Raw genomic sequence first — 13,900 nt, 5'->3', positions numbered from 1 at the left:
AGCAGCAGGATTTCTGATCCTTGCCTTAATGAGTGGCGTTATGCATTTTTCGCTGTTCGAGGACGCCGAAATCACCCTGCCCCTGATTGCTTGCGGCGTCTTTTCGGTATTGTTTGTACTAGCTCTTGTTGCCGGGCGCAAAATCAAGTTTGACCCGGTGCTTCGCTAAGCCGGATCACATCCAGCAATTGATATACCGCGTCGACCAGATCACCCGAGTTGTCGATCATATGTACTGCCCCATCGCTTGAGCGCCTGTCCTTGAACAGTGCATTGCGAGCAAGACGCGCCTCTATCTGCTCAAGCGTCTCTCGACCTCGTCGAAGCAGACGCTCACGCAAAACCTGATCGTTTACCGTCAACAGAACCGGAACCAGCGCCGGATAACGATCAAGCGCCTGGCGCAAGTTGGCGCGAGATCCGTTTACCAGCACATGTCGCCCGGCCGCCAGCCAACGATTCATCTCGATAGGAATCCCATAGGAAAGACCGTTCGCCTGCCACGCGAGAGAGAAATCCCCCGCACGCTCACGCCGCGCAAACTCTTCTGGCGTCACACCGATCGCATCTTCGCCCACGGACTCGGCTGATCGTGTGATGACCCGCCGCATGATCTCGCAGTTCATCACCCGCAATGGTTCGCGCGCAGCTTCCAGCAGACTGTCCTTGCCCGAACCGGAAGGCCCCATCAGGTAAATAAGCTTGCCATCCATCCTGAAAACGCCCTCCGGCCCACGCCTGCCACTAGTAAATCGGCAATTTGCCACTATCCTGTAGAGACATGGAGCAAGGATAGAAAGCCGCTAGCATGCACGCTCTGAGGTCTTCGGACATCAACTGATGTGCAACGTGAAGCGACCAGTAGTGCGAACCAGGGCGAAGTTTTCAAACCAGTCCGCATTTCTGATGATTGGTGCTGGCATTACGCCTTTACCCAGCTCAATATTTGTCACAGAATTGACGCCAATGATCTGGCAATTTTGAGGCATGATGCCGGCCTCTTAACAATTCAGGTTGAACCATTTGGCGCGGATGCTTGTCCTACCACACATCCTGCGGCCAATCCCGAGAACCGCTCCCCTGAACTAACCGGTTAAATATATGCGCCCATTGAAACAGGCAATTTATTCCAGCCGTACGGCTGACAAGTTCGTCGTACGTCTGCCAGACGGAATGCGTGAACGCATTGCCGAGGTGGCTCGCAATCATCATCGCAGCATGAACTCCGAGATCATTGCGCGCCTTGAACAGAGTCTTATTCAGGAAGGTGCACTGGGCGAAGAGCTGAGCATGCGCCTGGACAGCCCTGAGCTGTCGCTACACGAGCGCGAGCTGCTGCAACGCTTCCGCCAGCTGTCTCACCGCCAGCAGAACGCTTTGGTATCTTTGATTGCCCACGACGCCGAAATGGCAGCAGACGCGTCCTGAGCCACACCGAACACCTCAAGCCAGCTTGATTGCTGGCTTTTTTTTGCGTGGATTTTAAGTATTCGCAGGCACAAAAAAGCCCGCCAATCAGGCGGGCTGTCTCGACACAGCAAATCAGAGCAGGAAGATTGTTGCTAACCCAAGGAAGATGAAGAAGCCACCGCTGTCGGTCATGGCAGTGATCATTACGCTCGCCCCCATCGCCGGATCTCGACCCATTTTCGCCAGGGTCATCGGGATCAATACCCCCATCAATGCAGCCAGCAGCAAATTAAGTGTCATCGCAGCTGTCATGACCACACCCAACGACCAACTTCCGTAGAGCAGATAGGCAACTACACCGATCACACCACCCCAAACCAGACCATTGATCAAGCCAACGGCAAGCTCCTTGCGCATGAGGCGTGATGTATTGCCGGTGCTGACCTGGTCAAGCGCCATGGCACGAACGATCATGGTGATCGTCTGGTTACCCGAGTTACCACCAATACCGGCAACAATCGGCATCAATGCCGCGAGCGCTACCAGCTTCTCGATCGAGCCTTCAAACAGGCCAATCACCCGCGAAGCGACAAATGCGGTGATCAGATTGACCGCCAGCCAGGCCCAACGGTTGCGCAGCGACTTCCAGACGGAGGCGAAGATATCTTCCTCTTCACGCAGACCCGCCATGTTGAGGACTTCGTTTTCGCTCTCTTCACGAATCAGGTCGACCATTTCGTCGATGGTCAGACGGCCGATCAGCTTGCCGTTCTTGTCGACCACCGGGGCCGAAATCAAGTCATAACGCTCGAATGCCTGGGCGGCGTCGTAGGCATCTTCATCCGGATGGAAACTCACCGGATCGCTGGCCATCACTTCGGCCACCTGCTTCTCAGGATCATTGACCAACAATCGCTTGATCGGCAGCACGCCCTTGAGCACGCCGTCGTAGTCCACCACAAACAGTTTGTCGGTATGGCCCGGCAGCTCTTTAAGGCGACGCAGGTAACGCAACACCACTTCGAGACTGACATCCTCACGGATCGTCACCATCTCGAAGTCCATCAGCGCACCGACCTGCTCCTCGTCATAGGACAAGGCCGAGCGGACACGCTCGCGCTGCTGGTTATCCAGACTCTCCATCAGCTCATGGACGACGTCTCGCGGCAGCTCGGAGGCCAGGTCAGCAAGTTCGTCGGCGTCCATGTCCTTGGCCGCAGCCAAGAGTTCGTGATCGTCCATGTCGGCGATCAGCGTTTCACGAACGGAATCGGATACTTCGAGAAGAATATCGCCGTCGCGATCAGCCTTGACCAATTGCCAGAGCGTCAGACGGTCGTCCAGCGGCAAGGCTTCAAGGATGTAGGCAACGTCGGCGGAGTGCAGGTCATCGAGCTTGCGTTGCAACTCGACAAGGTTCTGCCGGTGTACCAGGTTTTCAACCCGGTCGTGATGCGCGCCTTCCTGGCGGTGAGTGAGGTCTTCGACGACCCGTTGACGCTGCAGCAGCTCGACGACTTGAGCCAGGCGATCCTGCAGGCTTTCCTGTGTTTTCTTTACTTCGATTTCAGACATAGGCGAACTCCACTCCCAGCAGCGGGGCACGCCGGAAGGATCAATCAGTCAATTCATGATTGGTGAAACTGTTTACTGAGTAACTACTGGGTAAGTCCATGGAGGTTTTCCATAAGCCCCGGCGGGGCTGACGGGCGCAATGATACACCGCCTGACGGTTTTAAACGTTAAAAAATCACGGTCGAAACAAGCGCTTGCGAAACAAACCTGAGCGCTGTCCTGATCCTTGCAAATGCGACGACTCATTCTGAAAAGAAAACACACCTGCGTTAAAAAATGCAGCGACTACCCTTCAGCGTAGATCGTCACGGAGGACGTCGAATGCCATCAAAGCCAATTCTTTTCCTGTTGCCCTGTCTGCTCTACCTGCCACAAAACGGTGAGGCGGCAACCTTGCATCGTTGCGAAGCGGCGGACGGCAGCCTCACATTTACATCAATGAGTTGCGCGCAAGGCGAACGACTCTCGAAGCAGGAGGTTCACCCCTACTCGCCCGGCTCCGTCGTAGCGATCATGCCGGAAGCGAATCACGAAAAAACAATCGGTGGTCGAGAGCCCGGCATCATCGGCGGCGCAGAGCACATATGCGGCAACGTGATCGATGCCAGGCAACGCCGCGAAGCCATCATCAATCGGCGCGTCATTGCCGGGATGAGCGCACAAGATGTCGAGAGCGCTTTAGGCAAACCGGACAAGGTCAATATCAGGACATCGATGACGAGTTATCGATACGACCTCAAGCGAGGCCGTTCTGCTCAAGTCGATTTTGATCAGAGAGGATGCGTAAAGGAAAAAGCCAAATCCCGGACGGCAAAAAGCCCGCGATAAACGCGGGCTTTTTGGTATATGGTGCACTCGACAGGATTCGAACCTGTGACCGCTCGGTTCGTAGCCGAGTACTCTATCCAGCTGAGCTACGAGTGCATTTTGTGTTTTTAGCCCAGACCACAACTGGGTGAAACCAAGTTATTCACATTGCTGCAACTAACTCTTAAATGGTGCACTCGACAGGATTCGAACCTGTGACCGCTCGGTTCGTAGCCGAGTACTCTATCCAGCTGAGCTACGAGTGCATTTGTGTTTGTTAGACCAGATCACACCTGGTTGAAGCCGAGTTATTTACATCGCTGTAACTAACTCTTAAATGGTGCACTCGACAGGATTCGAACCTGTGACCGCTCGGTTCGTAGCCGAGTACTCTATCCAGCTGAGCTACGAGTGCATTTGTTGCGCCGCATTATAGCCCGTCTAATCTCTATTCCAACCACTTTTTCTATTAATTTCAACAACTTACAGAAAAAGCCAGATTACGACGTACTAAGCAAATAATGGCGGAGAACGGGGGATTCGAACCCCCGACACCCTTTTGAGGTGTACTCCCTTAGCAGGGGAGCGCCTTCGGCCACTCGGCCAGCTCTCCGCAACACGGGGCGTATCTTAACCAACCTTTTCCCCGTTTGCAAACATAAAAATCGATAAAAATTAATGGCTTGGTTCTTCGTCCTTCTCTTTCTTTATACGCAGGTAAATTTCCTCACGGTGCACGGCAACCTCTTTCGGGGCGTTGACGCCGATACGCACCTGGTTTCCTTTAACGCCGAGCACGGTCACGGTGATTTCGCCGTCACCGATAATCAGGCTTTCTGCGCACCGACGGGTCAGAATCAGCATACCTTTCTCCTTACGCAATTCAGTTCAGGGACAACAGTCTGCAAAAAAAAGGCACCCGACCTACAACCGGAGCGATCGTAGCCCTACATGCCTGAGTATTGACCAGCGCGAGCAAAAGAACAGTTCAGGGCTCGCGCCATTCAAAAAATAAAGGGCGCGGTCAGACCGCGCCCTTCAAGAATTGGAATTACTCGCCTTGACGGGCAGGCGCATCCAGTTCGAAAGCCGTGTGCAGGGCGCGCACGGCCAGTTCCAGGTACTTCTCTTCAATCACTACGGAAACCTTGATTTCCGAAGTCGAGATCATCTGGATGTTGATGCTTTCTTTTGCCAGGGATTCGAACATGCGGCTGGCCACACCGGCGTGGGAACGCATGCCGACGCCGACGATCGAGACCTTGGCAATCTTGGTGTCGCCAACCACTTCACGGGCACCGATCTCGCGAGCGGTATTTTCCAGCACGGTCTGTGCGGCCTGATAGTCGTTGCGGTGTACGGTGAAGGTGAAGTCGGTGGTGTTATCGTGCGCGACGTTCTGCACGATCATGTCGACTTCGATGTTCGCGGCACTGATCGGGCCGAGAATCTTGAACGCCACGCCCGGGGTGTCTGGCACGCCACGGATGGTCAGCTTGGCTTCATCGCGGTTGAAAGCGATGCCGGAAATGATCGGCTGTTCCATGGTTTCCTCTTCATCAATAGTAATGAGGGTGCCCGGACCCTCCTTGAAGCTGTGCAGTACGCGCAGCGGAACGTTGTACTTGCCGGCGAATTCCACCGCACGGATCTGCAACACCTTGGAACCGAGGCTGGCCATTTCCAGCATCTCTTCGAAGGTAATCTTGTCCAGACGCTGAGCGACCGGCACAACGCGCGGGTCAGTGGTGTAGACACCATCGACGTCGGTGTAGATCTGGCACTCGTCAGCCTTCAAAGCAGCAGCCAATGCCACACCGGTAGTGTCGGAACCGCCACGACCGAGGGTGGTAATGTTGCCGTGCTCGTCGACGCCCTGGAAACCGGCGACAACCACCACGCGACCTGCTTTCAGATCACCACGAATCTTCTGGTCATCAATCTGCAAGATACGCGCTTTATTGTGCGCACTGTCGGTCAGGATCCGCACCTGATTACCGGTGTACGACACCGCCGGCACACCGCGCTTGATCAGCGCCATGGCCAACAGGGCAATCGTCACCTGCTCACCGGTGGAAACAATCACGTCCAGCTCACGCGGAACCGGTTGACCGTCGCCACTGATTTGCTTGGCCAGATCGATCAGACGGTTGGTTTCGCCGCTCATTGCAGACAGCACAACCACCAGGTCATCGCCGGCATCGCGGAATTTCTTAACCTTGTCGGCGACCTGCTCGATTCTCTCGACAGTACCGACCGAGGTGCCTCCAAATTTCTGTACGATCAAAGCCATTTCAAAGCCGCCTCTGCCCATGAAGGGCGCCCAATAATCACTCGAACAGCCACCGCGCCCGCCACTAGACTGCGAGCGCGATGGACCGTCTTATAAACCCTGCTCGACGAATGGAACGGTCAGCGCCAGTGCGCCATCCAGTGCGCCGGCATCAACACCGCCGCCCTGCGCCATGTCCGGACGACCACCGCCCTTCCCGCCCACTGCCGCAGCAGCCTGTTTCATCAAATCACCGGCTTTGAGTTGGCCAGTCAGGTCTTTGGTTACGCCTGCAACCAGAACGACCTTTTCCTCATGGACACTGCCGAGCAGGATCACTGCGCGGCCGAGTTTGTTCTTCAACTGATCAACCAGCGCCAACAGCGCCTTGGCGTCCTGACCATCCAGACGTGCGGCCAAAACCTTCACGCCCTTGACGTCCAGTGCCGAGGACGACAGATCGTCGCCCGCCGCGCTCGCCGCCTTGGCTTGCAACTGCTCGAGTTGCTTCTCCAGTTGGCGATTGCGCTCCAGCACAGCCGACAGCTTGTCGATCAGGTTGTCGCGGCTGCCCTTGACCAGGCTGGCCGCTTCCTTGAGTTGTTCTTCTGCCGCATTCAAGTAGGCCAGAGCCGCAGCACCGGTCACTGCTTCGATACGACGCACGCCCGAAGCCACACCGCCTTCGCTGATGATTTTCAGCAGGCCGATGTCGCCGGTACGGTTGGCGTGGATACCGCCGCACAGCTCGACGGAGAAATCGCCGCCCATGCTCAGCACGCGCACGTTGTCGCCGTACTTCTCGCCGAACAGCGCCATCGCGCCTTTGTTCTTCGCGGTTTCGATGTCGGTTTCTTCGGTTTCAACCGCGGAGTTCTTGCGAATCTCGGCGTTGACGATGTCTTCCAGCGCTTTGATCTGCTCAGGCTTGATCGCTTCAAAGTGGCTGAAGTCGAAACGCAGGCGCTGGCTATCCACCAACGAACCTTTCTGCTGAACGTGCTCGCCCAGAACCTGGCGCAGTGCCGCGTGCAGCAAGTGCGTGGCCGAGTGGTTCAACGAAGTGGCGTGACGCACTTCGGCGTCGACGTGGGTTTCCACTGGCGCGCCGATGGTCAGGCTGCCCGAATCCAGCACACCGTGGTGCAGGAACGCGCCGCCGGTCTTGGTGGTGTCACGTACGTCGAAACGTGCGCTGCCGGCCTGCAGATAACCACAGTCGCCGATCTGGCCGCCGGATTCAGCGTAGAACGGCGTCTGGTTCAGCACGATCACCGCCTCTTCGCCTTCATTCAAGACGTCGACCGACTGGCCATCTTTATAGATAGCGACGATTTTTGCCGAACCGCTGGTGTCTTTGTAACCGGTGAACTCGGTGGCCACATCAACCTTGACCAAGGTGTTGTAGTCCAGACCGAACGAGCTGGCCGAACGCGCACGCACACGCTGGGCTTCCATCTCACGTTCGAAACCGGCTTCGTCGACGGTCAGGCTGCGCTCGCGGGCGATGTCGGCGGTCAGGTCCATCGGGAAACCGTAGGTGTCGTAGAGTTTGAACACCACGTCGCCCGGCACCACGGTGCCTTTGAGTTCCAGCAGATCCTGCTCAAGAATCTTCAGGCCGTGCTCCAGAGTCTTGGAGAACTGCTCTTCTTCTGCCTTGAGCACGCGCTCGATGTTGCTCTGTTGCTTTTTCAGTTCCGGGAAGGCTTCGCCCATCTCGGCAACCAGTGCGGCAACGATTTTGTAGAAGAAGCTGCCAGTAGCGCCCAGCTTGTTACCGTGACGGCAGGCGCGACGGATGATCCGGCGCAGCACATAACCGCGACCTTCGTTGGACGGCAGCACGCCGTCGGCAATCAGGAAGCCGCACGAACGGATGTGGTCGGACACGACTTTCAGCGAAGACTGATCGCCGTTTTCGCAGCCGATCGCTTCGGCCGAAGCCTTCAACAGGTTTTTGAACAGGTCGATGTCATAGTTGGAATTGACGTGCTGCATCACCGCACTGATCCGCTCCAGGCCCATGCCGGTGTCGACCGACGGCGCTGGCAACGGATGCAAGACGCCATCGGCGGTGCGGTTGAACTGCATGAACACGTTGTTCCAGATCTCGATGTAACGGTCGCCGTCTTCTTCCGGCGAGCCCGGCGGGCCGCCCCAGATGTGGTCGCCGTGATCGTAGAAAATCTCGGTGCATGGGCCGCACGGGCCGGTATCGCCCATGGTCCAGAAGTTGTCGGAAGCGTATGGCGCGCCCTTGTTGTCGCCGATGCGGATCATGCGCTCGACCGGCACACCGATTTCTTTGGTCCAGATGTCGTACGCTTCGTCGTCGGAGGCGTAGACGGTGACCCAGAGTTTTTCCTTCGGCAGTTGCAGAACGCCGGTCAGGAAGGTCCACGCGTAGGTAATCGCGTCTTTCTTGAAATAGTCACCGAAGCTGAAGTTACCGAGCATTTCGAAGAACGTGTGGTGACGAGCGGTATAACCGACGTTTTCCAGGTCGCTGTTCTTGCCACCGGCACGCACGCATTTCTGGCTGCTGGTCGCACGGGTATACGCACGTTTTTCCTGGCCCAGGAAGCAGTCCTTGAACTGGTTCATCCCCGCGTTAGTGAACAGCAGGGTTGGGTCGTTGCCCGGAATCAAAGAGCTGGAGGCTACACGGGTGTGGCCTTGCTCTTCGAAGAAGCGAAGGAAGGCTTCACGGATTTCTGCGCTTTTCATTAGGTTCTTCCACGGAGGCTGCGGCCAAAGGCCTGTTCGAAACGTCAACAGACGAAGCGACGGCAAAGGGCCGCATTATATCGGCCCTGCGCGCGGGGTACAGCGTGTTTATACGATAGAAACGGTCAATTGGACGGCTAACGCTGTCACTTGCGCGAAAAGTCGACGAATGTCGCGATCACTTGCTCGATTTGCGCGCGACTGACGTCCATGTGCGTGACCATACGCAGACGCGCGGCGGCACTCAACTTGATCCCGCGCTCGGCAGCAAACGCCTTGATCGCTTCGGCCTTGTCGCCCATTTGCACATAAACCATGTTGGTTTGCACCGGTTCGACGATGAAACCTGCTTCACGCAGACCGTCGGCCAAAAACTGCGCGTTGGTGTGGTCATCCGCCAGACGCTCGACGTTGTGATCCAGTGCATGCAGCCCCGCCGCCGCCAGCAAACCGGCCTGACGCATGCCGCCACCGACCATTTTGCGCAAACGGCGGGCCTTGCCGATCAGTTGCTCGGAGCCGCACAGCACTGAACCCACCGGCGCGCCAAGGCCTTTGGACAGGCACACCGATACCGAATCGAAATGTTTAGTGATTTCCCGCGCATCCACCCCGAGTTTGACCGCTGCGTTGTAAAGACGCGCGCCGTCGAGGTGCAGTTGCAGGCCATGGTCTTGGGTGAATTTACGCGCCCGCGCCAGATATTCCAGCGGCAATACCTTGCCCTGCATGGTGTTTTCCAGCGCCATCAAACGGGTACGAGCGAAATGGAAGTCGTCCGGTTTGATCGCTGCCGCGACTTGATCCAGATCCAGCGAACCGTCGGCCTGCACTTCAAGCGGCTGCGGCTGAATCGAACCCAACACCGCCGCGCCACCGCCCTCGTACTTGTAGGTGTGCGCCTGCTGACCTACAACGTATTCGTCGCCGCGCTCGCAGTGCGCCATTAACCCGAGCAGGTTGCTCATGGTGCCGGTCGGCACGAACAGCGCTGCGGCAAAACCCAGACGTTTGGCCAGTTCGGCCTCCAGACGATTGACCGTCGGGTCTTCGCCGTACACATCGTCACCGGTGTCCGCAGCGGTCATCGCGTCGAGCATGGCGGGTGTCGGTTGGGTGACGGTGTCGCTGCGAAGATCGATAACGCTCATGAACCTGGCCTCAATTCAGCAGGGGAAATCCCTTTACGAAGTGGAATTACTGCGGTCATGGCGCAGATTAATCAACCCTTGCGCAAGGATTTTTCGTTTCAATCCGTCTGGAAAATCGATAGCAATCATCAAAAAGGCGCAATGCACCGACACAAAATCTGTGTTAAAAACGCTGCGCCGCCCGAGAAAGGGCGGCAAAAACGTTCTCAGGGCGGGGTGCAATTCCCCACCGGCGGTAATTGCGCGCAATGCGCATAGCCCGCGAGCGCTTGGCGACGACCACGGCATTAAGCGGTGATCGGCGGCAAGGTCAGCAGACCCGGTGTGATCCCGGGGCCGACGGTCATAGTCCGGATGAAGAGAGAACGGGATTAACGCCAAAGGGCCGTCCGCGCGATGTTGTGCGTGAGCGCACCCTTGAATCCCTTTCGATTCATAACGCCCTGTTTTTCACACAAACAGGAGTCAGAACATGCAACCCACCGCTATCGACAGCAAAAGCAAACACCCACACGGCGAGCGCGTTGCGTTCATCCAGGCCTGCTGGCACAAAGAAATCGTCGACCAGAGCCGTAAAGGCTTCGTCGCCGAAATGATCGCCCTGGGTTATCAGGAATCGGACATCGATATCTTCGAAGTCGGCGGCGCTTTTGAAATGCCTCTGCACGCCAAGTTGCTGGCCAAAACCGGTCGTTATGCCGGCATCGTCGCCGCAGCCTTGGTGGTGGATGGCGGCATCTACCGTCACGAGTTCGTCGCTCAGTCGGTGGTCAGCGGCCTGATGCAAGTGCAACTGGAAACCGAAGTGCCGGTGTTCTCGGTGTCGCTGACGCCGCATCACTTCCATGCGGGCGACGAGCATCAGAAGTTCTTCTTTGAGCACTTCGTGCACAAGGGTCAGGAAGCGGCGCGGACTTGCGCGGATACGCTGCGCAAGGTTCGTGCACTGCGCCGTACTGAGCCGCATGCTGTAGCGGTCTAAGCCTCTAACGATCGTTCCCATGCATCGCTCGGGAACGATCATTACCTGTAGGAGCTGTCGAGTGAAACGAGGCTGCGATCTTTTGATCTTTTAACAACAAGATCAACAGATCGCAGCCTTCGGCAGCTCCTACGGGGTTTGGACCGCGTACCAGAGTTTGTGGACCATCCCTGCAGTTAAGTCAGGCGAGGTTTTCGTCGGTGGCCGGGACGATCAGGATGCCCGCGCGCAAGCCGTTCTTGACCTTGGGATTAGGGAAGATGATCCGTGCGCCCTCTTCCTCGATGATCCAGCGGGTATTGGCCAGATCCTCGGCCAGCACATAGCCCATCTCCAGCTCGGAAAAGTTTTCGACGTCCTGTGGCAGGTTCAAGCGAAAGGCATCGCTGTGCTTGATGATTTCCCGCGCCACACTGAACAGCTGCAAACCGTCCAGATGCGCTTCAGCCATCTCTGGCTCAGTGCCTTCAATGATCTGCTGCAGGCGGGTTTCCAGCAACGAGACGTTAACCCCGTCGTTCTGCCCGAACGGCCGCGCCTTGCCCAGTTCCAGGGTGAAAGCCTCGGCATTGAGCTTGTCGTAGGTGTAAGCGCTGAACACGATCGACGGTTTGTTCTGCAGCAGCACCGCTTCCATCCCGGCAGCCCGTAGACGCGCCAATTCCTGGCGCGAATGCTGGCGACCTTCCTTCCACGGATACAGCGCAAATTGTTCGATCTTCGAACCGCGAATCGCCGTGTGCAGGTCGTAGTGCAGGCGCTGGCGATCCGGCAGGCTGAAAAAACTCGCCGCCAACCGTTCCAGCTCACAAGCACGCAGCGCTTCCGAGCCGCTGCTTTGTTCATGACGGCCGTTGAACAGCCGATTGACGTCCTGCTCGATGAAACGCTCGCCTTTGCGAATCGCTTCCGGGTTGCCGAACAGGAACAGAATGCGTGCACGCGGCTTCAAATCGCCGCGAGCGATGTCGTGCAGCAGCCGATCAAGCAATTCGATCGGCGCTGTTTCGTTGCCGTGGATGCCTGCCGACAGCAGCAGGTCCAGGCCATTGTCGCGCGCTTGCGGTGGCCGGACTTCCAGCGCACCTTCGCTCAACCAGCGCATGCGCACGCCTTCGACAGTCAGTTGAGTCTTCTCCGCCGGTTCGCGGCCGGCGAGGGTCAGTTCAAGCAGTTTGCCGAGGGCGAGCATAGAGCGGTTTCCTTAGTGGTCGTGGTTGCAATCCGGGCCGTGCACGTGGTCTTCGTCGTCGCCAACGTCGGCCGGTTCCATTTCCAGTTGCAGACTTACCAGATTAGTCGCCAATGGGCGCAGCAGCAGGTTGGCGTACTCGGCGTCACCTTCTTCAACGTCGACGCCGATCAGCAGTTGGCCACGGCCGTCCTGCTGGATCCACAGCTCTTTGCCTTGCCACATGACCGCAACGCGGGTGCAGGAAGTTTCCAGTTGCGTGCCGTCGGTGTCTTCAAGGATCAGCTGCAGGGAATCGCTCATGTTTTTACTCTCTTGGTGAGACAAGCCGCGCGCCGCGTTCGGGCGACGCGCCGGCCATCAATTGATCTGGAATGGATAAACCGCGCCCAGTTTAAGGATTTGCGTCAGTTCATCCAGTGCCGTCCGGCATTCAAGCAACAATTGCGGGTCCGCCAGATCGGTTTCGCTCAGGCGGTCGCGGTAGTGCTTTTCAACCCATGCGGTCAACGAACCGTACAACGGTGGCGTCATGATAACCCCTGGGTTGACCGCCGCCAGTTCGGTTTCGTTAAGCGCGACGCGCAGTCGCAGGCACGCCGGGCCGCCGCCGTTCTGCATGCTTTGCTTGAGGTCGAAGACTTTCACTTCGCGAATCAGACCGCCGGAGCTGGTCAGGCTTTGCAGGTAAGCCCAGACGCGTTCGTTGGCCTGGCACTCTTGCGGCACGATCAGCAGCATCGAACCGTCAGGACGCGACAGCAACTGGCTGTTGAACAGGTACGAACGCACTGCGTCATCCACGGTGACTGCCGAACGCGGCACACACACGGACTGGAAGTTGCCGCCGACTTTGGCCAGTTTGCTTTGCAGTTCGGCCAGCATCGACTCGGTGTCGAGGAACGCGTCCTCGTGATAGAACAAGACCTCGCCATTGCCCACGGCGATCACGTCGTTATGGAACACGCCCTGATCGATCACGTTCGGGTTCTGCTGGGCGTAAACCACGCCTTCGTCACGCAGACCGTGCAGACGCGCAACCGCTTGCGAAGCTTCGAGAGTCTGGCGTGCCGGGTACTTTTGCGGCGCCGGGAAACGGTTGTCGAACGCACTGCGACCGAACACAAAGAACTCAACGCCCGCCTCGCCATACTCACGGCAGAAACGTGTGTGGTTGGCCGCGCCTTCGTCACCGAACTGCGCCACTGCCGGCAACGCGGAGTGATGAGCGAAGTGTTGCTGATTGGCGAACATCGCGCCGAGTACGCGACTGGTAGTCGGGTGCTCGATGCTGCGGTGGTATTTGCAGTTGAGGTTGGCAGCGGTGAAATGCACACGACCGTCAGCGGTGTCGGCACTCGGGCTGACCGTGGCGGCGTTGGCCACCCACATGCTCGACGCCGAGCAACTGGCGACCAACAGCGGCATGGCTTCTTTGGCGGCGCGCTCGATGACCTGAGCGTCGGTGCCGCTGAAACCCAGACGGCGCAGAGCGGCCACGTCCGGACGTTCCTGCGGCGCCAGCACGCCTTGCTGAAAGCCCATTTCCATCAGCGCTTTCATCTTCGCCAGACCTTGCAGCGCCGCTTCCTTCGGATTCGAGGATTGCTGGCTGTTGCTCTGGGACGCAACGTTGCCGTAGGACAGACCACCGTAGTTATGGGTCGGCCCCACTAGACCGTCAAAATTGACTTCATAGGATTTCATCAGCGAGGCTCCACGAGAATCTGTTGTTATAGGCTTCAGGTAACAATTCAGTCAGACCGCATCGCGGCTATCGC

At 57.4% G+C, this 13,900-nt stretch carries 13 protein-coding genes, 4 tRNA genes and 1 riboswitch (1 of these 18 running past the window's edge); of the genes, 4 read left to right on the top strand and 13 right to left on the bottom strand.

Annotated features, from left to right (window positions below; genetic code table 11):
* Window positions 1-169, top strand: partial view of a PA3371 family protein gene (locus tag ACZZ0B_RS04305; RefSeq protein ID WP_008086073.1) — the 3' portion only. Its footprint begins 11 nt before the window's first position; only the last 169 of its 180 coding nucleotides appear in the window; the start codon falls outside the window, past its left edge; its stop codon occupies window positions 167-169.
* Here the strand turns inward: ACZZ0B_RS04305 and phnN are convergent.
* Entirely contained in the window at window positions 144-713 is a 570-nt protein-coding gene (phnN, locus tag ACZZ0B_RS04300; protein WP_440094750.1) for a phosphonate metabolism protein/1,5-bisphosphokinase (PRPP-forming) PhnN, read from the bottom strand. The genes ACZZ0B_RS04305 and phnN overlap by 26 nt on opposite strands.
* A gap of 388 nt (window positions 714-1,101) precedes the next feature.
* Here phnN and ACZZ0B_RS04295 point away from each other — a divergent pair, with 388 nt between their 5' ends.
* On the top strand, window positions 1,102-1,428 hold the full coding sequence (locus ACZZ0B_RS04295; protein ID WP_003178899.1) for an Arc family DNA-binding protein: 327 nt from the start codon (window positions 1,102-1,104) through the stop codon (window positions 1,426-1,428).
* Between the two features lie 114 nt (window positions 1,429-1,542).
* Here ACZZ0B_RS04295 and mgtE read toward each other — a convergent pair whose 3' ends face one another.
* Window positions 1,543-2,985, bottom strand: a complete 1,443-nt coding sequence (mgtE, locus tag ACZZ0B_RS04290) for a magnesium transporter (protein WP_008086078.1) — start codon at window positions 2,983-2,985, stop codon at window positions 1,543-1,545.
* Window positions 2,986-3,306: 321 nt separating this feature from the next.
* Here mgtE and ACZZ0B_RS04285 point away from each other — a divergent pair, with 321 nt between their 5' ends.
* Window positions 3,307-3,813 (top strand): cell envelope protein SmpA, encoded by a 507-nt coding sequence (locus tag ACZZ0B_RS04285; protein WP_463544443.1) that lies wholly within the window; start codon window positions 3,307-3,309, stop codon window positions 3,811-3,813.
* A gap of 19 nt (window positions 3,814-3,832) precedes the next feature.
* Here ACZZ0B_RS04285 and ACZZ0B_RS04280 read toward each other — a convergent pair.
* From ACZZ0B_RS04280 to ltaE, 8 genes are all read right to left on the bottom strand, one after another.
* Window positions 3,833-3,909 (bottom strand) — tRNA-Arg (locus ACZZ0B_RS04280).
* A 72-nt stretch (window positions 3,910-3,981) separates the two neighbouring features.
* Window positions 3,982-4,058, bottom strand: a tRNA-Arg gene (locus ACZZ0B_RS04275).
* Between the two features lie 72 nt (window positions 4,059-4,130).
* Window positions 4,131-4,207 (bottom strand) — tRNA-Arg (locus tag ACZZ0B_RS04270).
* Window positions 4,208-4,314: 107 nt separating this feature from the next.
* Window positions 4,315-4,405, bottom strand: a tRNA-Ser gene (locus ACZZ0B_RS04265).
* Between the two features lie 62 nt (window positions 4,406-4,467).
* A complete protein-coding gene (gene csrA, locus ACZZ0B_RS04260) occupies window positions 4,468-4,656 on the bottom strand; it encodes a carbon storage regulator CsrA (RefSeq protein WP_002554426.1) in 189 nt (62 codons plus the stop codon).
* Between the two features lie 187 nt (window positions 4,657-4,843).
* The gene (locus ACZZ0B_RS04255) at window positions 4,844-6,085 is read right to left on the bottom strand and encodes an aspartate kinase (protein WP_008086083.1); all 1,242 of its coding nucleotides are present in this window, start codon (window positions 6,083-6,085) and stop codon (window positions 4,844-4,846) included.
* Window positions 6,086-6,175: 90 nt separating this feature from the next.
* Window positions 6,176-8,794, bottom strand: a complete 2,619-nt coding sequence (gene alaS, locus ACZZ0B_RS04250; RefSeq protein ID WP_038366539.1) for an alanine--tRNA ligase — start codon at window positions 8,792-8,794, stop codon at window positions 6,176-6,178.
* A 146-nt stretch (window positions 8,795-8,940) separates the two neighbouring features.
* Window positions 8,941-9,945, bottom strand: a complete 1,005-nt coding sequence (gene ltaE, locus ACZZ0B_RS04245) for a low-specificity L-threonine aldolase (RefSeq protein WP_463544442.1) — start codon at window positions 9,943-9,945, stop codon at window positions 8,941-8,943.
* Window positions 9,946-10,143: 198 nt separating this feature from the next.
* Window positions 10,144-10,316: riboswitch (FMN riboswitch) on the top strand.
* Between the two features lie 101 nt (window positions 10,317-10,417).
* On the opposite strand from ltaE, the gene ACZZ0B_RS04240 reads away from it, so the two are divergent.
* Window positions 10,418-10,927 carry a 6,7-dimethyl-8-ribityllumazine synthase gene (locus ACZZ0B_RS04240; protein WP_007919335.1) on the top strand — a complete coding sequence of 170 codons (510 nt, stop codon included), beginning with the start codon at window positions 10,418-10,420 and terminating at the stop codon, window positions 10,925-10,927.
* Window positions 10,928-11,108: 181 nt separating this feature from the next.
* Here ACZZ0B_RS04240 and astE read toward each other — a convergent pair whose 3' ends face one another.
* The 3 genes from astE to astB are packed head-to-tail and all read right to left on the bottom strand — an operon-like array spanning window position 11,109 to window position 13,826.
* A complete protein-coding gene (astE, locus tag ACZZ0B_RS04235; RefSeq protein WP_463544441.1) occupies window positions 11,109-12,119 on the bottom strand; it encodes a succinylglutamate desuccinylase in 1,011 nt (336 codons plus the stop codon).
* Between the two features lie 12 nt (window positions 12,120-12,131).
* Window positions 12,132-12,422: a hypothetical protein gene (locus ACZZ0B_RS04230; protein ID WP_007919345.1), complete on the bottom strand. Its 291-nt coding sequence runs from the start codon at window positions 12,420-12,422 to the stop codon at window positions 12,132-12,134.
* A gap of 57 nt (window positions 12,423-12,479) precedes the next feature.
* A complete protein-coding gene (astB, locus tag ACZZ0B_RS04225; protein WP_463544440.1) occupies window positions 12,480-13,826 on the bottom strand; it encodes an N-succinylarginine dihydrolase in 1,347 nt (448 codons plus the stop codon).
* Window positions 13,827-13,900 lie beyond the last annotated feature (74 nt).

The organism is Pseudomonas sp. AC247, from assembly GCF_979258015.1.
This window is presented reverse-complemented; position numbering and strand designations above follow the sequence as displayed.